Source organism: Microbacterium sp. A20 (assembly GCF_004794515.1).
Lineage (GTDB): Bacteria > Actinomycetota > Actinomycetes > Actinomycetales > Microbacteriaceae > Microbacterium.
Genome location: NZ_SSDF01000039.1, coordinates 1 through 20314 on the forward strand (window position 1 = coordinate 1; position 20314 = coordinate 20314).

18 protein-coding genes are annotated in these 20314 nt (G+C 70.1%); 9 read left to right on the forward strand and 9 right to left on the reverse strand.

All coding sequences use genetic code 11. The features are described 5' to 3' along the window. Window positions 1-116: 116 nt before the first annotated feature. The 5 genes from DW298_RS02265 to DW298_RS02285 form a co-directional block, all read right to left on the reverse strand. Window positions 117-728: an ECF transporter S component gene (locus tag DW298_RS02265; protein WP_136040893.1), complete on the reverse strand. Its 612-nt coding sequence runs from the start codon at window positions 726-728 to the stop codon at window positions 117-119. Continuing rightward, the gene (locus DW298_RS02270; RefSeq protein ID WP_136040894.1) at window positions 725-1600 is read right to left on the reverse strand and encodes a siderophore-interacting protein; all 876 of its coding nucleotides are present in this window, start codon (window positions 1598-1600) and stop codon (window positions 725-727) included. The genes DW298_RS02265 and DW298_RS02270 overlap by 4 nt, the downstream gene beginning before the upstream one ends. A gap of 10 nt (window positions 1601-1610) precedes the next feature. Beyond that, on the reverse strand, window positions 1611-2396 hold the full coding sequence (locus DW298_RS02275; protein WP_136040925.1) for an energy-coupling factor transporter transmembrane component T: 786 nt from the start codon (window positions 2394-2396) through the stop codon (window positions 1611-1613). Window positions 2397-2473: 77 nt separating this feature from the next. Beyond that, entirely contained in the window at window positions 2474-4204 is a 1731-nt protein-coding gene (locus DW298_RS02280; RefSeq protein WP_136040895.1) for an ABC transporter ATP-binding protein, read from the reverse strand. 82 nt (window positions 4205-4286) lie between these two features. Next, window positions 4287-4832: an ECF transporter S component gene (locus tag DW298_RS02285; protein ID WP_136040896.1), complete on the reverse strand. Its 546-nt coding sequence runs from the start codon at window positions 4830-4832 to the stop codon at window positions 4287-4289. 188 nt (window positions 4833-5020) lie between these two features. Between DW298_RS02285 and DW298_RS02290 the strand changes: the two genes are divergently transcribed. The 9 genes from DW298_RS02290 to DW298_RS02330 all read left to right on the forward strand — a co-directional run bounded on the left by DW298_RS02290 (window position 5021) and on the right by DW298_RS02330 (window position 16271). Beyond that, on the forward strand, window positions 5021-8206 hold the full coding sequence (locus DW298_RS02290) for a S8 family peptidase (RefSeq protein WP_168429445.1): 3186 nt from the start codon (window positions 5021-5023) through the stop codon (window positions 8204-8206). Between the two features lie 176 nt (window positions 8207-8382). Further along, window positions 8383-10635: a carbon starvation CstA family protein gene (locus DW298_RS02295; protein ID WP_136040898.1), complete on the forward strand. Its 2253-nt coding sequence runs from the start codon at window positions 8383-8385 to the stop codon at window positions 10633-10635. Window positions 10636-10648: 13 nt separating this feature from the next. Next, on the forward strand, window positions 10649-10882 hold the full coding sequence (locus DW298_RS02300; protein WP_240744986.1) for a YbdD/YjiX family protein: 234 nt from the start codon (window positions 10649-10651) through the stop codon (window positions 10880-10882). A 102-nt stretch (window positions 10883-10984) separates the two neighbouring features. Next, window positions 10985-11272 carry a helix-turn-helix domain-containing protein gene (locus DW298_RS02305; RefSeq protein WP_136040900.1) on the forward strand — a complete coding sequence of 96 codons (288 nt, stop codon included), beginning with the start codon at window positions 10985-10987 and terminating at the stop codon, window positions 11270-11272. Further along, window positions 11269-12504 (forward strand): type II toxin-antitoxin system HipA family toxin, encoded by a 1236-nt coding sequence (locus DW298_RS02310; protein WP_136040901.1) that lies wholly within the window; start codon window positions 11269-11271, stop codon window positions 12502-12504. Before DW298_RS02305 ends, DW298_RS02310 begins: the two co-directional genes overlap by 4 nt. A gap of 8 nt (window positions 12505-12512) precedes the next feature. Beyond that, window positions 12513-13694, forward strand: a complete 1182-nt coding sequence (locus tag DW298_RS02315) for a histidine kinase (RefSeq protein ID WP_136040902.1) — start codon at window positions 12513-12515, stop codon at window positions 13692-13694. Between the two features lie 5 nt (window positions 13695-13699). After that, the gene (locus DW298_RS02320) at window positions 13700-14446 is read left to right on the forward strand and encodes a LytTR family DNA-binding domain-containing protein (RefSeq protein ID WP_240744987.1); all 747 of its coding nucleotides are present in this window, start codon (window positions 13700-13702) and stop codon (window positions 14444-14446) included. Next, window positions 14443-14817: a heavy metal transporter gene (locus tag DW298_RS02325; RefSeq protein ID WP_136040904.1), complete on the forward strand. Its 375-nt coding sequence runs from the start codon at window positions 14443-14445 to the stop codon at window positions 14815-14817. Before DW298_RS02320 ends, DW298_RS02325 begins: the two co-directional genes overlap by 4 nt. Continuing rightward, window positions 14814-16271: a cation acetate symporter gene (locus DW298_RS02330; RefSeq protein ID WP_136040905.1), complete on the forward strand. Its 1458-nt coding sequence runs from the start codon at window positions 14814-14816 to the stop codon at window positions 16269-16271. Before DW298_RS02325 ends, DW298_RS02330 begins: the two co-directional genes overlap by 4 nt. Window positions 16272-16387: 116 nt before the next feature. Here the strand turns inward: DW298_RS02330 and DW298_RS02335 are convergent, their stop codons facing one another. Genes DW298_RS02335 through DW298_RS02350 form a run of 4 tightly spaced genes read right to left on the reverse strand, consistent with a single transcriptional unit; the run spans window position 16388 to window position 20297 of the window. Next, a complete protein-coding gene (locus tag DW298_RS02335; protein ID WP_136040906.1) occupies window positions 16388-17512 on the reverse strand; it encodes a DUF6226 family protein in 1125 nt (374 codons plus the stop codon). A 5-nt stretch (window positions 17513-17517) separates the two neighbouring features. Then, window positions 17518-18453 (reverse strand): pirin family protein, encoded by a 936-nt coding sequence (locus DW298_RS02340; protein ID WP_136040907.1) that lies wholly within the window; start codon window positions 18451-18453, stop codon window positions 17518-17520. Further along, complete coding sequence (locus DW298_RS02345; protein ID WP_136040908.1) at window positions 18450-18794, reverse strand: GNAT family N-acetyltransferase; 345 nt, start codon at window positions 18792-18794, stop codon at window positions 18450-18452. Before DW298_RS02345 ends, DW298_RS02340 begins: the two co-directional genes overlap by 4 nt. A gap of 60 nt (window positions 18795-18854) precedes the next feature. Then, the gene (locus DW298_RS02350) at window positions 18855-20297 is read right to left on the reverse strand and encodes an MFS transporter (protein ID WP_136040909.1); all 1443 of its coding nucleotides are present in this window, start codon (window positions 20295-20297) and stop codon (window positions 18855-18857) included. Window positions 20298-20314 lie beyond the last annotated feature (17 nt).

Consider the following 20314-nt stretch of genomic DNA (forward strand, 5'->3'; position numbering starts at 1 on the left):
GACCCCACCCGCACCCCACGACTCGGCGGACGCGCCCGCTTCGACATCGCCGCATGACCATGCATCCGCGCAGACCGGGCGCGGGGCGCCGGGGAACGGTCGCAGCCGGCGTCACCTCAGGATCGTTGCGAACGACGCCCGCCGACACCAGCCTTGCGGAGCTGATCGGCGATGAGGATTCCCAGGGCGGTGGTACCGACGCAGCTGGCCAGCGTGATCGTGAAGAACAGCGCCTGCACGGCGAGCGGGAAGCTGCCCAGATCGAACGACGCCCACGCGAGCACCGGATACACGAAGCTCACCACGACAGCGCCGACATAGTGCATCCACGTGCCCCAGTACCGCCAGATCACGAAGAGGAACGGCAGCTCGGTGAACGCCGCCCACCACAGATTCGTCGCCACGCTGCCGAACCCGTATCCCGAGAACGGCACGATCACGAGGCCGGCGAGCAGGCCCACCAGGAGCCCGACCAGCGGGCGTCGCAGCAGACGCAGCGCGATGACCGACGGCAGCATCCAGAGTCCGGCCAGCGCCACGCTCGCGAAGGGCGCCACGGGGAAGAGCAGCGTCGACAACCAGTTCGCCGGCGCCAGCAGCAGGCCGCCCGCCACACCGAGCGCGGCACAGGTCAGCAGGATCGCCGTGGGAAAGCGGAACCGCCCACCCGGCTTTCGCGCGGTACCGCCCGATCCTCGCCGGGAAACCGCCGCGTCCGTGCCACTCATGCCAGCGGCTCCGCTGCCGCCTCGCGAGCGGCCTTCGATGCCGGAGAAGCCGCGCCGATCTTCCAGTACCCGCAGAAGCTCACGGCGTTCTTGTCGACACCACGCTCGCCCACCAGGTGCTTGCGGGCGCCCGAGGCGAGCGCCTGCTCACCGGCCGCATACGCGTGGAACGGGGCATCGGGCAGCGCGGTGCGGCCCAGCGTCTGCAGCGCCAGCGCACCGGGGGCGACATCGTGAGGGCGCACGATCCAGACGACCTCGAGACCGGACGGATGCGGGAACCCCAGCGCATCGTCCTCGCTCGGCACCTCGATGATCGCGGTGCCGGTGGCATCCACGGGCAGCGATGCGCTGATCGAGGCGATCGCCGGCAGTGCCGTCTCGTCCCCGACGAGCACGACGCGATCCGTGCCGCGCTGCGGGTTGAAGGTGAGCCCCTCATCGATGATCAGCACATGCTCGCCCGGCTGGCAGGTCTCCGCCCAGCGCGATGCCGGACCGGCCGTGCCGTCGGCTGCCGAGCCGTGCAGCACGAAGTCCACGTCGATCTCGGCGCCGGCCTCCGCTGTCGCCGCACGATACGCGCGCACGCTGTAGTTGCGCATCACGGGCCGTTCGCCGTCGGGGATGCGCAGGAACTTCAGATACCCGAACATCTTGTTCGCCTTCGCGGGCACCCGCTCGAGGCCCGCATCGCCGCCGATCGGCAGGAACAGCCGGAACCACTGGTCGAAGCCCATCGGCCGGAACTTCTCGATCTCACCGCCGCCGAGAGTCACGCGGATCCAGTGCGCCGAAAGCCGCTCGGTGCGCAGGACCGTCAGATGGATGAGCTCGGTGGTCTCGGGTTTGACCAGCTTGCTGTATGCCATGGGGCGCCTTTCAGGGAAGCTGCCAGGGGAAGAAGGCGACGAAGATGGCGGCGGACGCCAGCAGTGTCGTGAGGGTGAAGACGGTGTCCCGCGTGCGGAACGGCACGAGATGCCGCTCGGTGCGGGTGGGATGGGCGCCGAAGGCCCGGGAATCCATCGCCAGGGCGACGCGCTCCGCATGGCGGATGGCACCGGCGAGGAGCGGCACGATGTAGCCCCAGCCGCGAGCGATGCGGGCGAACGGCCCACGCCCACCGTGGTATCCCCGCACACGGTGGGCCGCGCGGATCACGGCCAGCTCATGCCCGAACCTCGGCACGAACCGGAACGCTGCCAGCGCCGTGTACCCGACGCGGTACGGCACCCGCAGCTGCTGCACGCTCGCCCGCACGAGATCCGGACCGCTGGTGGTGAGTCCGCCGACGAGGGCGAGCGCCATGATCGAGCCGAGGCGCAGCGCCGTCGCCGACCCGATCACCAGAGCGCCGCTGTACAGCGTCCAGTCGCCGATGCGCACGAGCGGCGTGCTGCCGTCGACGAGTCCGGCATCCACCCACAGCGAGAATCCGACCGCGACCAGCAGCATGCCCGCCGGGAGTCCGAGCAGCAGCAGAGCGAGCAGTCGACGCGTGAGGCGGGCGCCGACCAGGGTCAGCACGTACGCGAGCAGGAGGAATGCGGCCGGGGTGGCGAGGTCGCGGACGAACACGAGCAGCACCATCGCCGGGGCGAAGCCCGCCACCTTCGCGAGCGGATTCAGGGCATAGAGGAACTGGCGCGGCGAGGTCGCCGTCATCCGGGCATAGGGATCGAACGCACGATCTCCGGCGGCGTCGGGAACGCGGCGGGCAGCGCTGCCCGTGACGTCGGCGCTCACCGTGTCACCTCGAGGCCTGCGGATGCCAGCACGCGCTGCAGCGCCGGCATGCGGAGCCCGGCGTCGGCGAACAGCTGCTGATCGCGGAACAGCGACGCGGTGGGTCCCGCCGCCCGCACCCGCCCGTCGGCGAGGAGCACGACGTGCGTGCTGTGCTCCGCCACGAGCTGCAGGTCGTGCGTGACGATCACGATCGTCGTGCCTTCGGCGCGGAGGTTCTGCAGCAGATCGAGCAGCTCGGCCGCCCGCGCGCGGTCCTGCCCGAACGTCGGCTCATCCAGCGCGAGGACGCGCGGCCGCGTGATCAGAGCCGTGCCGACCGAGAGGCGTCGCTTCTCTCCGCCCGACAGGAGGAACGGGTGCACGTCCGCCTTGTGCTCGAGGCCGAACCGCACGAGCATCTCCTCGACGCGGGAGGCGATCTCCGGATCCGGCACGTGCCGCAGCCGCAACCCGTGCGCCAGCTCGTCGAACACCGTGTGCGCGATGAACTGGTGCTCCGGGTTCTGGAACACGAAGCCGATGCGCGCGGCGAGGTCGCGGGGCGAGGCCGTGCCCGGATCGATGCCGTCGACCGACACCTGGCCCCGTGGCGGCGGCACGACGCCCGCGAGAGCCTGGATCAGGGTCGTCTTGCCGGCACCGTTCGCGCCCACGATCGCGGTGAGGCTCCCCGACTCGAGGTCGAGGTCGATCCCGTGCAGGATCTCGGTTCGTCGGCGCCGCACGGTCAGCCCGCGGGCACGGATGATCGCCTCGGTGGCGCGTTCCGTCTCGTCGCCCCGCTTCTCGCCCCGCTCATCGTGCAGCTCCTCGCTCGACGACCGAGGCGATGTTCCGCTCGTCGAGCGACCGGAGGAGGAAGAGGCGGCACCCTCCGCGAGCCCGGCGGCGAGCTCGTCCGGAGTCAGCGGCAGGGGATCGAAGGAGAACCCCTGATCCCGCAGCCGCAGCGTGGCGAGCGTCGCCGCCGGCAGCCAGACGCCCATCCCGACGAGTTCGTCGGCATGCGCACGGATGATCTCGGCCGCGGGCCCGTCGAAGACGACCCTGCCGTCGCGGTCGAGCACGATGGTGCGCGTGACGAAATCCATCGCCGCGTCGAGGTTGTGTTCGACGAGGAGGATCGCGCGGTCTCCGGCGGCCACCACATCGGCCAGGGCCGCGTAGACGTCATCGATGCCCTGCGGGTCGAGGTTGGCCGTCGGCTCGTCGAGCACGATCAGCGGCGAGCCCATCGCGAGGGCGCAGGCGATCGCGAGTCGCTGCCGCCCTCCGCCGGACAGATGATCCGGGTTCTCGTCGCGCCGATCCCAGACTCCCACCCGGCGCAGCGCCGCTTCGACGCGGCCGCGTACGACGTCGAGCGGGAGCAGAAGGTTCTCCGGCCCGAACGCCACCTCGTCGTAGACGGTGCCGGTGACGATCTGCGCATCCGGGTCCTGGAACACCATGGCGACGTGGGTGCTCAGCGTGGCCGGCTGCGCGGTGGCGGTGTCGATTCCGCCGGCCTCGACCGTGCCGGTCATGGTCGCAGGCAGCGCGTGCGGGATCAGCCCGTTGAGGGCGAGCGTGAGGGTGGACTTGCCGGAGCCGGATGGTCCGAGCAGCAGCACGACCTCGCCGGGGCGGATGTCGAAGGTCACGTCGCGGGGCGAGGGGTGCGCGGCATCGGCGTGGGTGAGCGAGAGCTCACGCACGCTCAGCAGGGGCGCGGATGGGCGCACGGCGGAGTCCCGGGTCGACGGATCGTACCCGTCTAACTTAGCTGAGCCTTACCTGATCCGCCATCGACCAGAAACCCGGCGGTCAGCGGCGAGCGACCCCGGCCCTGCGCAGCGCCGAGCCGATCGCGAGCCCCACCGCGGTCCACGCGATCGGGCCGAGCACCGAGATCGCGAGGTACAGGATCTGCGCCCACACGGGCATGACCGACAGGTGCGCGGCGAAGAACACGACGACCGCGACGATCACACCGATCACGGCCGCCGAGATGGAGAAGCGCCACGGCCCCCAGGACCGGTAGCGGGTGAGGGCGGCGACACCCTCCTGGATGAGCCCGAACAGCAGGGCGGTGCCGATGAACCGCAGTGCCCACGCCGGGTTGAAGGTGCTCGCGATCAGCGCCGCGAACACGTGCGTGATCAGGGCGACCAGCGGCAGTCGCAGCACCTCCTGGGCGATGATCCCCGGCAGCACATGCGAGCCGAGCACGAGGCCGTAGAGGAACAGCAGGGGGCTCGCCAGCAGCACGGGGGTCACCCATCCGGCGATGCCCGCGAGGATGCCCGTGGCGACGCCGATCGCTGCGCAGACGAGCAGTACCCGGGTCGTCAGGACGGGGGTGCGGGCCACCTCTCCAGCTTACTGTCGACCTATCGGGAGGGCGGCCGTGCATAACCCTGGCCGATCGGCGAAGGCCGGTTGGCCGATCGACCAGTTCTCTCTCCGGCGGCGAAGAGCGGGGCTATGTTGGCCGCGGTGCAGCAACGCGGTTGCACCGTGATCATCGGGAGCAGCACATGGGTCGAACACCCCTCCGGATGGCAGCAGCCACCACCCTGGCGACTCTGTTCATCGCATCGACGGCAACAACCGGCTACGCCGCGACCGAGGAGGTGACGCATCCTGTCCCGGTCGCGGGCACCCCCGGCCACTACATCGTGGTCATGAAGGCCGATCCGCTCGCCAGCTACGAGGGCGACGTCAAGGGCCTGAAGGCCACGAAGCCCGCCGAGGGCGATCAGCTCGAGACGCAGTCGCAGGACTCCCAGCGCTACGTCAAGCACCTCCAGACCCAGCAGACCGACCTGATCAGCGATGTGGGCGTCACGCCCGACAACACCTATCAGGTCGCACTCAACGGCTTCAGCGCCGACCTCTCCGGCGAGCAGGTCGATGCGCTCCGTGCGTCGAAGGATGTCCTCGGCGTCTACCCGGACGAGGTCAGGCACCCCGACGCGCAGACGTCCACCGACTTCCTCGGGCTCGGCGACGACCGCAAGGGTCGCGGCGGCGTGTGGCAGCAGACCGGCGGCGTCGAGAAGGCCGGCGAAGGCGTCGTGGTGGGCGTGATCGACACCGGCATCGCGCCGGAGCACCCCTCCTTCGAGGGCAAGAAGATCAAGAAGCAGAAGAAGCAGCAGAGCCGGCACAAGGGCAACCAGCCCTACACCGACGGCACCTACGTGTACTTCGACAAGTCCGACGGCGGGCAGTTCCAGGGTGCGATGGTCGAAGGCCAGGACTGGGACAAGAGCGACTACTCCTCGAAGCTCATCGGCGGACAGTACTTCTACACCGGAGCCGAGGCTGCCGGCTTCGACTTCCAGTACGACTACCTCTCGCCGCGCGACGGCGACGGCCACGGCTCGCACACCGCGAGCACCGCGGCGGGCAACTTCAAGGTCGACGCCGCGATCGAGGACGTCGACTTCGGCACGGTCTCGGGCGTCGCGCCCGGTTCGAAGGTCGCGGCCTACAAGGCCTGCTACGTCGGCCCGGACACGACCGTCACCACCGACGACATCTGCGCGCTGAGCGACCTCGTCGCCGCGATCGATCAGGCCGTCGCCGACGGCGTCGACGTGATCAACTATTCCATCGGCGGCGGGGCTGCGAGCACGGTGCTGGCGCCGGAGGACATCGCGTTCTTCAACGCCGCGGCTGCGGGCGTCTTCGTCGCGACGAGTGCCGGCAACGACGGCCCCGACCCGGTCACCGCCGACCATGCCTCGCCCTGGTACACGACCGTCGCCGCATCGACCATCCCCACCTGGGAGGGCACGGTGCAGTTCGACGGGTTCGAGCAGGCCGGAGCATCGGTGAGCGTGCCGTTCGGTGAGAGCGTCACCGGCCCGTCGATCGCCGCGGTGGATGCCGCCGCGGCCGGAGCCGTCGACCCGCAGCTCTGCCTGCCGGGCACCCTCGACCCCGCGAAGGTCGCCGGACACATCGTGGTCTGCGACCGCGGCGGCAACGCGCGCGCCGAGAAGTCGCAGGTCGTGAAGGACGCCGGAGGCATCGGCATGGTCCTCGTGAACGTGCCGGGTGGAGCGGACTCGCTCGACAACGACTTCCACGCCGTCCCGACCGTGCACCTGAACGCCGTGCACCGCGCCGCCGTGCTCGCCTACGTGCAGGGCGGCGTCGACCGCCCGATCACCCTCGTCGGCGAGAACACCACCGGTGTGACCACCCCGACCCCGCAGATCGCCGGCTTCTCGAGCCGCGGGCCGATGCTGGCCGACGGCAGCGATGTGCTGAAGCCGGATGTCGCCGCCCCGGGCGTCGCGATCCTCGCGGCGACGAACAACGGACCCGATGAGGAGCCGACCTTCGGCATCCTCTCCGGCACCTCGATGGCCTCGCCGCACGTGGCCGGTCTCGGCGCGCTGTACCTCGGTGAGCACCCGAAGGCGACGCCAGGTGAGATCCGGTCGGCGATGATGACCACCGCCTACGACACCGTGCTGCCCGACGGATCGAAGAACACCGACCCGTTCGAGCAGGGCGCAGGTCAGGTCGACCCGAAGCGGTACCTGAACCCCGGTCTGCTGTACCTCAACGGGGTCAAGGACTGGGCGGCGTTCCTCGATGGGAAGGGCCTGTCGGACTTCCCGGGGATCGAGCCCATCGACGGCAGCGATCTGAACCAGGCGTCGATCTCGATCGGCTCCCTCGCCAGCGCGCAGACCGTCACCCGCACGGTCACGTCGACCGAGAAGGGCACCTTCACCGCGAAGGCCTCCGTCCCGGGTGTCGACGTCAAGGTCACCCCGCAGCAGCTGAAGTTCGACAAGCCGGGTCAGACCAAGTCCTTCACCGTCACGTTCGACAACAAGAGCGCGCCGGTCGAGGAGTGGGCGACGGGTTCGCTCACCTGGAAGAGCGCGAAGAACTCGGTGCGTTCGCCGATCGCGGTGTTCCCGGTCACGGCGGATGCTCCGGCAGAGGTCACCGGCACCGGCGTCGACGGCAGCACGTCGGTGGAGATCATCCCCGGTCTCGACGGCGACCTGGCCCTCAACCTCTCGGGCCTCACCGCCTACGAGCTGCTCAGCGACCCGGACAACCCGGTCGAGGGGCACTCGGGCGACGAGAACTCGGGTGATGCGAACAAGGACGTCGCCTGGATCGTGGACGTGCCGGAGGGGACGACGCTCTCCCGGTTCGACCTCGACTCGTCGGACGACGACGGCAGCGACCTCGACCTCACCGTGTACCGCGTGGTGAGCCCGGACGACCTGCGGTACTACGAGAACTGGCAGTCGGCGACCGGCTCGGCAGACGAGCAGGTCACGGTTCCGGCACCGACCGCCGGGACGTACCTGGTGGTGGCGAACGTGTACTCGACGACGGGGCCGATGACGTGGGACATGTCCTACGCCAACGTGCAGCCGGGCGGCGAGGGCGCGTTCACCGCGACGCCTAATCCGATCCCCGCCGTCCGCGGTGAGAAGACGAGCTACGACCTCAGCTGGACCGGCCTCACCGCCGGCACCCGCTATCTCGGACTCGTCCAGTACGGCGACTCGGCCGTCCGCACCGTCGTGACGGTGACGACGCCGGACGCGGAGAAGCAGACGCCGCCGGCCGAGGCGCCGGAGACCCCGGCACCGGAGACGGATGCACCGGAGGCGGAGGCCCCGGAGACTCCCGCACCGGAGACCCCGGCGCCGACTCCGGCACCGGAGACCGGGGCACCGGAGACGCCGAAACCGGAGTAGCCCCCACAGCACAGCGCCCCGCGGTCTCCCTTCCGCGGGGCGCTGTGTGCGCACGGGCATCCGTTCATCGCGTGATCGGTGCCGCTCGTCGCAGCATCCGCTTCCGGCTCCGTGTCCGGCCTCCGCACTTTCCTAACGTGGGGGAACGCAATGTCGCGTATCCCGAGGAGACTGCCATGACCGCACCGGGCACCGAACCCGTCATCGTCACCGACCCGAAACTCCCCTCCGTCGCCCTCACCGAGGAGCATCACGAGAAGGCGAACCGCTGGACCCTGCCGAAGATCATCCTCTGGGCGGCGATCGCCCTGCTGGGTGCCGTCGCGTGGACCATGCTCGCGATCGTCCGCGGCGAGACCGTCAACGCGATCTGGTTCGTGTTCGCCGCGGTCTGCACGTACCTGATCGGCTACCGCTTCTACTCGAAGGTGATCGAGAAGTACATCACGCGGCCCGATGACCGCCGGGCCACGCCCGCCGAGGTCAAGCAGGACGGCAAGGACTACGTCCCCACCGACCGGCGCGTGCTCTACGGCCACCACTTCGCCGCCATCGCCGGCGCCGGACCGCTCGTCGGACCGGTGCTCGCCGCGCAGATGGGCTACCTCCCCGGCACCATCTGGATCATCGTCGGCGTCGTGCTCGCCGGTGCCGTACAGGACTACACGGTCCTCTTCTTCTCGATGCGTCGCGGTGGACGCACGATCGGCCAGATGGCCCGTCAGGAGCTCGGCAAGATCGGTGGCACGGCGGCGATCATCGCCTCGCTGCTGATCATGCTGATCATCGTCGCGATCCTCGCCCTCGTCGTCGTCAATGCGCTCGGCGAGAGCCCGTGGGGCGTCTTCTCGGTCGCCATGACCATCCCGATCGCGCTCTTCATGGGCGTCTACCTGCGCTACCTGCGTCCCGGCAAGGTCACCGAGGTCTCGATCATCGGCTTCGCACTGCTGATGGCCGCGATCATCGGCGGCGGCTGGGTCGCCGGCACCGATTGGGGTCAGGCGATCTTCCACCTCGACCGCACCACCATCGCCTGGGGCATCATCATCTACGGCTTCATCGCCGCCGTGCTCCCGGTGTGGCTGCTGCTCGCCCCGCGTGACTACCTGTCGACCTTCATGAAGATCGGCGTGATCGTCATGCTCGCCGGAGCCATCGTGCTGGTGCGCCCCGAGATCACGGTCCCGGCGATCAGCATCTTCGGCGAGAACGGCATGGGGCCGGTCTTCGCCGGTCCCCTCTTCCCCTTCCTGTTCGTGACGATCGCGTGCGGAGCGCTGTCGGGATTCCACGCGCTGATCGCATCCGGCACCACGCCCAAGCTCATCGAGAAAGAGCGCCAGACGCGCTTCATCGGCTACGGCGGCATGCTCATGGAGTCGTTCGTCGCGATCATGGCCCTCGTCGCCGCGATCTCGATCGACCAGGGCATCTACTTCGCGATGAACGCGCCGGCCTCGGCGACGGGCGGCACGGTCGAAGGGGCCGTCGCCTTCGTGAACTCTCTGGGCCTGACGGGGGTGAACCTCACGCCCGAGATGCTCACCGGCACGGCCACGCTGGTCGGTGAGGAGTCGATCGTGTCGCGCACCGGTGGGGCTCCGACCCTGGCACTCGGTCTCGCGCACATCATGCAGCAGGCCCTCGGTGGCCAGGCGCTCATGGCGTTCTGGTACCACTTCGCGATCATGTTCGAGGCGCTGTTCATCCTCACCGCGGTCGATGCCGGCACCCGTGTCGCGCGCTTCATGCTGCAGGACTCGATCGGCGCGTGGTTCCCCAAGTTCCGTGACGTCTCGTGGCGTCCCGGCGTCTGGATCTGCACCGCGATCATGGTCGCCGGCTGGGGAGCGATCCTCATCCTCGGCGTGACCGACCCGCTCGGCGGCATCAACACCTTCTTCCCGCTGTTCGGCATCGCGAACCAGCTGCTCGCCGCGATCGCGCTCGCCGTGGTGCTGGCGATCGTCGCCAAGCGCGGCCGCAGCTACTTCAAGTGGCTGTGGATCATCGCGCTGCCGCTCGCGTTCACCGCGGTCGTGACCATCACGGCGTCGCTGTACAAGATCGCGTCCCCGGTGCCGGCCATCGGCTACTGGGCGAACCACTTCAAGTACGTGACCGCCCGTGACTCGGGCGACACCGCGCTCGGTGAGCCCGAGGTGCTCGACGCCGTCATCCGCAACACGGCCGTCCAGGGCACCCTGTCGATCATCTTCGTCACGCTCGCGATCGTCGTCATGGTCACCGCCGTGATCGCCACGGTGAAGGCGATCCGCAACGGCGGCGGCGAGAACACCGAAGACGAGCCGGTCGCCTCGCGCCGCTTCGCCCCGGCCGGGTTCCTGCCCAGCTCCGCGGAGCGCGAGCTCGAGAAGCAGTGGGAGCCGATCCTCGCCGACGAGCGCAAGGCCTCGTCGCACTGAGATGGCCGACACCATGAGTCGGACGGATGCCGCGACCACCCTCCTGCGGACGCTGCTGGGCGCCGTGGGGCGGGTGGGCCGCGGCATCCGCTGGTACATGACGAACCTGATGGGCGACAGTGCCTATGCGACCTATGTCGCCCATCAGCGGCGCGTGCACCCGGACGAGGAGCCGATGACCGAGCGGCAGTTCTGGCGGCAGCGGATGGACGACCAGGACCGCAACCCCGGTGCGCGCTGCTGCTGAGATCTGCGGCGGCGCCCTAGGCAAGCTATGACGAACATTCTGGTCATAACTCCGCGTTATGGCTAGTATGTTCGTCATAGCAACGTCGAGGAGGTGGCACGCATGGCCGGATATCGCATCACGCGGGACATGGAGGCGTTCGGCGAGCACGTCCGCGGATGGCGCATGGTGCTGGGGTTGACGGCCCAGCAGGTCGCGGAGCGAGCGAACATCTCCCGGGACACGCTGCGCAAGATCGAGACGGGCAACGCGTCGGTGACGTTCGAGAACGTCGCTCAGGTGCTGCGGGCGCTCGGCATCCTCGAGGCGGTCGTGAACGCCGCCGACCCGTTGAGCACCGACATCGGTCGGCTCCGCGCATCGAGCCTCGAGAAGACACGCGCGCGATGAGCGACTACGAGGTCTACAGCGACGACCGTGGTGACATGCAGCTGGTCGGACAAGCGCATTTCACGACGGGCAGGTCGCTCGCCACCACCTTCCTCTATGACGCTGCGTACCTCTCACGTGGCGGCGTGAACATCGATCCGTCGCTGCAGCTCGTTCCCGGCCCCCAGTATCAGCCGGGGATGCTGCGGGCGTTCTCGGACAGTTCGCCAGACCGTTGGGGCCGCAACCTCATCGACAAGGCCGAGCGGATAGCCGCCCGCGAGGCCGGTCGGGCTCCGCGGAGCCTCGACGACGTCAGCTACCTCTCAGGCGTCAGCGACGACACCCGCCAGGGCGCGCTGCGCTTCCGCGCCGTGGGGACGGAGAACTTCCTCGGTGCGGAAGCTCATGTCCCGGCGATCGTCGAACTTCCGAACCTCCTGCGCCGCAGCGACGAGCTCGCCGGCGACGACGACTACACCGAGGCGGTCAAGCAACTGCTGGATACCGGGACCACCGGCCTGGGAGGCGCGCGGCCGAAGGCATCGGTGCGACTCGAGGACGGGTCTCTCGGGTTCGCGAAATTCCCGCATTCCAGCGACGATTGGGACGTCATGGCCTGGGAGGCGACCAGCCTCGGTCTGTTGTCGGATTGCGGTATCGCCGTGCCGGAGTTCCGTCTCACACGACTGGGGGAACGCTGCGTTCTCATCCTGCGCCGCTTCGACCGGGACGCGACGCAGCAGCGCGTCGGATACATCAGCGCCATGACGGCGATCGGCGCCGCGGACGGCGAGCACCATGACTACGTCGAGATCGCCGACGCCATCCGCGACATCGCGCGTTCGCCTCGCGCCGGGCTCGCCGACCTCTACGACAGAGTGATCGCCAACGTCGTTCTCGGCAACACGGACGACCACCTGCGCAACCATGGTTTCCTCAGCGATGGCAACGCCTGGACGCTCAGCCCCGCCTTCGACGTCAATCCGAATCCGGATCTCGCCAGGAGCCGGTCGACCTCGATCGCCGGAGCCGACACGTATGACACGGAGATCGAGGGTCTTCTCGCGCTCGCGGACGACTGCGACCTGACGCAGCGCAGGGCGCGGGAGCACTTGGCGAGGGTGTCCGAGACGCTCTCGTCGTGGCCGGATCGTGCGCGACGCAATCGCATCTCCGAGAAGGAGATCTCACGCATGGATGAATCGGTCGCACCGAGGCTCGACCTCGTGGCCGCGGCCGGTCGAAAGTAGCTGAACCCATGACCGACGTCGTCCCCGCAGCGGTCCTCGGCGTGCTCGGCGGCGTCGTCCTGACGCTGCTGCTGCTGCTCGCCCGCCGGCTCGCGCGCGGGGCGACCTACCTCGGCAGCGACGCGGAGCAGGCGGCGCTCACGGCTCTGCATCAGGCGAGCCTCGCCGCTCCGCACCTGCGCGCAGGGCTCGCGGGCCCCGATGTCGTCAAGGCCACGCGCCATCTGCGGGTGCTGCTCGGCAGTGCCGCGGTGGCGATCGTCGGCTCCGACGACACCGTCTCGTTCGACGGCTCATCCGACGGGCTGGAGTCGGCGGCGGTCCGCATCGCGGCGCAGGTCAGGGCCTCCGGGCGTCGGCAGGTGTTCCCCGCATCGGGCCGTGACGACGCCCTCGAAGCCGTCGGCGCGCCGATCCGTGTCGACGGCCGGGTCGTGGGCGTCGTCGTGGCGTTCGCGGCACCCGTGGGGGCGGCACTCGTGCGGGCGGCCGAAGAGGTGGCCGACTGGTGCGCGGCGCAGGTCGAGCTCGGCGGACTCGACGCATCGAGGACGCAGTTGGCCGAGGCGGAGCTGCGGTCGCTGCGGGCGCAGATCTCGCCGCACTTCATCTACAACGCCCTCACCGCGATCGCCTCGTTCATCCTCACCGACCCCGAACGTGCCCGGGAGCTGGTGCTCGAGTTCGCCGATTTCACGCGCTACTCGTTCCGGCGGCAGGGGGAGTTCACCACGCTCGCCGAGGAGCTGGGCAGCATCCACTCCTACCTCGAGCTGGAGCGCGCGCGCTTCGGCGACCGGCTGCGGGTGACGCTGCAGATCGCGCCGGAGACCCTCGCGACGGTCATCCCCTTCCTCTCCGTGCAGCCGCTCGTCGAGAACGCGGTGCGGCACGGGCTCGAACCGGGCGAGGGCGGGGGAGAGATCCGCATCGCCTCGCGCGACGACGGCACGCACACCGAGATCACCGTCGAGGACGACGGCGTGGGGATGGACCCCGAGGCCCTGCGGGCCACGCTCACCGCGAGCGACGACGGCGTGCACGTCGGCCTCCGCAACGTCGACACCCGGCTGCGCCAGCTCTACGGTGCCGACGGCGGTCTGGTGGTCGAGACGAACACCGGCGCGGGTACCCTGGTGCGCATGCGGGTCCCGAAGTCCCAACCGCAGCACGATCCGGACACCGAGTGACGACGATGACGATGCCCACGAACAGCGCGCTGCCGGTCGATGTCCTCGTCGCGGATGACGAGAACCCCGCCCTGGACGAGCTCGTGCACCTGCTGCGCACCGATCCGCGCATCGGCGTGATCCTCACGGCGTCGTCGGGGGCCGAGGCGCTGCGGCTGATGTCGGAGCGCGCGGTGCGGATCGCCTTCCTCGACATCCACATGCCGGGGCTCAGCGGCACCGACCTCGCGCGGGCCCTGATGACTCTCGCCGTGCCGCCGGCGGTCGTTTTCGTCACGGCCGACGATGCCAAGGCGGTGGAGGCGTTCGAGCTGCGCGCGGCCGATTACCTCCTCAAGCCCGTGCGGGCCGCGCGGCTGCGCCAGGCGGTCGACCGGGTGGTCGAGGTCGGCGACGCCACGGCATCCGGCGACGACGAGGTGCTGCCGGTCACGGTCGGATCCGCGGTGCGGTTCGTGCGGCGCAGCGACGTGACCTGGGTACAGGCGCAGGGCGACTACTCCCGGCTGCACACCGGAGACGGCGCGGGCCATCTGGTGCGCATCCCCATCTCCGAGCTGGAGACGCGGTGGACGGATGCCGGATTCCTGCGCATCCACCGCTCGTCGCTCGTGCGCGTCTCCGCCGTGACCGAGGCGCGTCTCTCCGGCGCGGAGGCCGCCGTGTCGATCGGCGGGCTCTCGCTTCCGGTGAGTCGGCGGATGGTGCCGGCCGTGCGCGAGGCGCTGCTGCGCGGAGAGGGCGCGGGGTGACCGAGAAGCCGAAGCGGGTCCGCGTCACCGCCGACCTCCCCGATCGGCGTCCGGCGACCCTCACCCGCGGCATCGCACTGCCCGGTGCTCCCGTGGACGAAGCGGATGCCGTGTACGCGCGGGCCCTGATGCGCAGCCAGCTCCGCCTCGCACTGGGGACGGTCGCCGGGTTCGTGGTCGTGGTCGTCGCGCTCACCCTGGCGATCGCGCTCATCCCCGAGATCGGCCGCATCCTGGTGTGGGGTCTGCCGCTGTCCTGGCTGCTGCAGGCGTACGCGTTCTACCCGATCATCGTGGTGTTCGCGGTGCTGTACGTGCGCACGGCCCGCCGCAACGAGCGCCGGTACCGGGCGCTGCGGGACCGCGAATGAACGCGGTGCTCGACCTCATCGGGGTCGCGCTCGTCATCGTCGCGACGCTGCTGATCGGCATCTACGGTCTTCGCATCTCGCGCACGACGGGTGACTTCTTCGTCGCCTCGCGCACCGTGCGCCCGGTGTGGAACGCCTCGGCGATCAGCGGCGAGTACCTCTCGGCGGGCACGTTCCTCGGCCTGTCGGGACTCGTGCTGCTCGACGGTGCGCGCGGCTTCTGGTTCCCGATCGGCTATGCCGCCGGCTACCTCCTGGTCCTCGTGTTCGTGGCCGCCCCGTTGCGGCGGAGCGGCGCCTACACGATCCCCGACTTCATCGAGGCCCGGCTGGAGTCGACCTCAGCGCGGCGCGTGACGAGCATCGCGGTGCTCGTCATCGGTTGGCTGTACATCGTGCCGCAGCTGCACGGAGCCGGGCTCACCCTGCTGGTCGTCGCCGGTCTGCCGGAGTGGGTGGGAGCGGTGACCGTCGCGGTGCTCGTGGCGGCAGCGGTCGCGGCCGGTGGCATGCGGGCGATCACGTATGTGCAGGCGTTCCAGTACTGGCTCAAGCTCACCGCTCTCCTGGTGCCGGTGGTGTTCATCGCCTTCGCGCTCAGCGGCGGGCCCCACGACTTCGATCCGGCACTCGTGTTCCCCGTCGAGGCGGGGCCCTCGGGGTTCGACGTCTACGAGACCGCTTCCCTCCTGCTGGCACTGCTGCTGGGCACGATGGGCCTGCCGCACGTCCTGGTGCGGTTCTACACGAGCCCGACCGGGGTGTCGGCGCGTCGCACGACGGTGATCGTGATCGGCATGGTGAGCGCGTTCTACGCGGTGTCGAGCACGATGGGGCTGCTGGCCCGCATCGCCGCTCCCGACCTCGCCGTCCCCGGGGTGGCGGACACGGTGGTGCTGCTGCTGCCCTCCCGCGTCTTCCCCGGGCTGCTCGGCGAGCTGCTGACCGCGCTGATCGTCGCGGGGGCGTTCGCGGCATTCCTGGCGACCTCGGCCGGACTCGTCGTGTCGCTCGCGGGCGTGATCAGCCAGGAGGTGTTCTCCGGTTCGGTGCGGTCGTTCCGGCTGTCGGCCGTGCTCTGCGCCGTGGTGCCGCTCGCGGTCGCGCTGCTCACGGCTCCGGCGGGCCTCGGATCGAGCGTCGGCGTGGTGTTCGTGGTGGCGGCGTCGACGCTGTCGCCCGTGGTGCTGCTCGGCGTGTGGTGGCGCGGGCTCACGGCTCGAGGAGCGGTGGCCGGGATGGTGTCGGGCGGGCTGGCCGCGGGCCTCGCGCTGCTCGTGCACGCGGCGGTCGGGGGAGTGGGGGTCGCGGCGCCCTACCTCGCGCAGCCCGCGGCCTGGACCATCCCGCTCGCCACGGCGGTCACGGTCGCGGTGTCGCTCCTCGACCCGCGGGGACCGTCGCCGCGCACGGAGCGGTTCCTTGCGCGCGTGCACACGCCCGAGCGCGGCTGAGCCCGGCGACCCTCGTTCCGGTCGCACTTTCTGCCGCTCTGGGCGCGCCTCAGCGGCAGAAAGTGCGACCGGAGCAGGCGTGGGGCGCGAGGGGCGGGACGCGGCGCGCGGCTGAGTCAGGACTGGGCGGACCGCAGGGTCCAGGCCGGCCACCAACCGTCGGGGAGACGCGCGAGGAGGTCTGCGGCATCGTCGAGCTGCGCCGCCGAAAGCGAGGGGTCGGGTTCGCCGCCGCCTGAGCGTCCGCCACCACTCGGAGTGCGCAGCTCGGTGTGCAGCCAGCGCCGCTGCCCGACGGGGAAGACCTCCCGCAGGCCGCCGGCGGCGATCGCGAGCAGGGTCTCCTCGAGGTGGTCGGCCACGGACTCGGCGGTCTCGTCGCACGCGTCGCAGGTGCAGCCGGGCACGATCTCCCGGGTCAGGGCTCCGGCCTCGAGGCGGAGGGATTCGGCCGGCCCGGTGAGGATGACCGTGGCCCCTGTCGTCGGGCGCAGGTGCCAGACGCGTTCTCCCGACTCGTCGGTCCGTCGATCGACGTCGACCTCGTACCAGGTCGCGAGGTGGTCGACCAGCGCGTCGACGACGGACACCACCGGGGCGAACCGCTCCGGATGGGAGACCCGCGAGTAGGCGTCTTCCGGCGGCGAATCGTCGCCCCAGCGGGACCCGTACTCGATCACCCGGCCGGACTCGTCGACGAACTCCGGGATCGCGAGCGCCGGACGCGTGAACGGCACCGGGGCGACGACGAAGTCGATGTCGACCTCGTCGCGCGAGAGAGCTGCGAGCTCCTCCGCGTCGCGGTCGGCCTGCGGCCAGGAGGCGAGCATCTCCAGGAACGCCTCGCGCTGCTCCGGGTGCTCCACGATCCCCCGCAGCAGACCGGCGACCGGAACCGACATGGTCGAGGTGCCCACCTCCGGCTCGCTCATGAAGCGCCACCCCGCCGCCGGATGCACCACGGCGATCGCATTCCCCAGGAACCGCGCCGTCGCCTCCGCCGTCTCGGGAGCATCGAGGAGCGCGGGATGCGCCCCCACGAAGTCCCACAGCGCGCTGAAGTCGGCGGCGAGGGCGGCGGGTTCCGCGCCGGCGACGCGCGCGAAGTCCTCGAAGGGCTCGAAGCCCTCCACGAACCGCGGGGCCGCGGCCGGCTCGACGCTCGGCCAGATCAGCATGGCGGAGGTCGTGGCGTCCGGCATCGGCGCGAGCGCGCCGGGGAAGATGTTCGACGTTGGCATCGGGCTCAGAGCTTCCGGCTCCGTGGCATGAGCCGCACGTCGGGGAGCGGCGGGGCCGGGATTCGCACATCGTGTCCCTCGACGGCGCCGAAGCGGGGGGATGCCGCGCCGGTCGCCGACTCCGCCTCCCACTCCTCCCGCGCCGCGAGGATCTCGTCGTGCGTTCGTCCGGCGAAGTTCCACCACATCACGATGTCGTCCTCGAAGGGCTCGCCGCCGAGCAGGAACAGCAGGGCGCCCTCGACGCTCGACACCTCGACCGCCTCGCGGGAATCGCCGAGATAGAGGAGCCCGTTGCGGTCGAGCGGATGCTCTGCGACCACGGCATCGCCCTCGACGAGCATGAGCGCGTGCTCCCAGTCCGCGCGCAGCGGCAGGCGCACCCGCGACCCGGGCGCGAGCACGATCTCCGCTCCGACGATCGGGGTGTGCACCGTGGCGGGGGAGCGCACGCCGGCGAACTCGCCGAGCACGACCGTGGCCTCGGCATCCGCTCCATCGTCAGCCGGGAGTGCGACGGAGGGCAGCTCGGTGTGCCGTTCGAACCCGGCCGCACCGTGGCGGGCGGAATCGGGGAGCACGACCCAGAACTGCAGGGCGTCGAGGGGCACCGGTCCGTCGCCGATCGAGTACTCGGAGTGCGAGATACCGTTGCCGGCCGTCATCAGGTTGAGCTGACCGCGGCGCAGGTCGGCGTCGCTGCCGAGCGAGTCGCGGTGGCGGATCTCACCGACCAGCGGCCAGGTCACCGTCTGCAGTCCGATGTGCGGATGCGGCTCGACCCGCATCTTCGTGTCGGCGGGCCCGAACCGGTCGAGGAAGCACCAGGCTCCGATCGTCGGCAGGTTGCGGTGCGGCAGTGCCCGCAGCACGTTCATGCCGCGCACTCCGCCGAGCGGCACCTCGCGCGGCTCGAGGATGAGGCGGCGCTGTCCGATCATTCGGCTCGGCCCGTCGGGTCCTCACCTGCGGATCCGACGGGTCCGGAGGGAGACTTCGGCCAGCGGATCTCCGCGCCCGGGACCTCGTGCGTCTCGAGGTACTTGGCGATGTAGGGGCACAGCGGGACGATCGCCTCACCGCGCTCCGTGGCATCCGCCAGCGCGGCCGCCGCGAGCTTTCCCGCCAGTCCGTGTCCCTGGAACGCCGGGTCGACCTCGGTGTGGAGGAAGCGGATGGTCCCGGGGCGCAGGTCGAACACCGCGAAGCCCGCGAGCACGTCGTCGGAGCGGATCTCGTAGCGCGACTCTTCGTCGTCGCGCGTCACGGTGATGTCGGCCATAGGCTGCTCCTTCGAACGGGGTGCCTCCAACCTACGCCCGCCCGTCGGGGGTGGGGGTGGTCAGCCGACCTTCTCCATCACGGAGGTTCCGTGCGCATCCTCCCGGCTCTTCTTGGGGAACAGGAAGGTCAGCGCCAGGAAGGCGACGAGCATGATCGCGGGGACGATCAAGGTCTGCTGATAAGCCTGCGCCGCCGTGCCCGACCCTGCGGCCTCGAAGAACACCGAGGCGAAGATCGCGACGCCGACCGCGCTCGCGATGGCCTGCACGGCCGTGAGCACGCCGGAGGCCGAACCGATCTCGTCATCCTTCACCGCCGCAAGGATCGTGCTGAACAGTGCGGCGATGATCGCACCTCCACCGACCCCGAAGAGGGCGATGCCGGGGGCGATGGTCCAGATGCTGAAGTCGCCCGGCTGCTGCAGCTCGAACCACAGCAGCCCAGCGCCCAGCAGCTGGGTCACCGCGCCGAGTTGGAGCACGGATCGGCCGATCTTCTCCGCGAGCCACGCGCCGCTGATCGCACCGCCGACCGCGGAGCCGAGCGCGAGCGGAAGGTTGCCCAACCCCGCCTCACCCGCACTGAAGCCGTTGCCGACCTGCAGGAACAGCGTCAGCACCAGCTGGGTACCGGTCAGGCTGCTGAAGAACAGGGCGATGCCCACCAGTCCGAATGTGTAGGCGCGGCGGGTGAACATGGTCGCCGTGACGAGCGGGACTCCGCCGCGGGCGAGCAGCTGTCGCTGCTGCCAGCCGAAGATGACGAAGCCGGCCAGACCCGCGGCCACGCACGCCCACGCCCACACCGGCCAGTCCAGCTCGGGGCCGAAGGTGAGACCGAGCACGAGAATGCCGGAGGACGCGACGATGACGGCCGCGCCGAGCATGTCGATTCGGACGGCACGATCTCCGGATCGTCGCGGCAGGATGCGCCACGCCACGATCAGTGCGATGACGCCGATGGGGATGTTCACGAGGAAGACCGATCGCCATCCGAGACCGAGGATGTCGGCCTCGATCAGCCCGCCGCCGATGATGGGGCCCAGGATGCCTCCGAGGCCCAGCGCCGGACCGAAGATGCCGAACGCGACGGCGAGCTCAGTGCCGGAGAGGTTCTCGCGCAGCAGACCGAGGCCCTGGGGGAGCAGCAGGGCTCCGGCCGCGCCCTGGATCAGGCGGAACGCGATCAGCAGCTCGGCGGTCGGGGCGAGTGAGCAGAGCAGCGAGGCGACGGTGAACGCTGCCAGCCCCACGAGGAACATTCGACGACGTCCGTAGCGGTCACCGAGGCGACCGCCGAGGATCAGTCCGGCTCCCAGTGCGAGCGCATAGCCGCCGATGACCCATTGCAGCCCCAGGGCATTCGTCCCCAGGGAGGACTCCAGCGAGGGACCGGCGACGTTGACGATCGTCGCGTCGAGCATGTCCATGATCTCGGCGGCGAGCATCACCCCGAGGATCGCCCAGCGCCAGCGATACGGAGTTTCGGTGGCCTTGTTCATTTCATCTCAATTCTTGA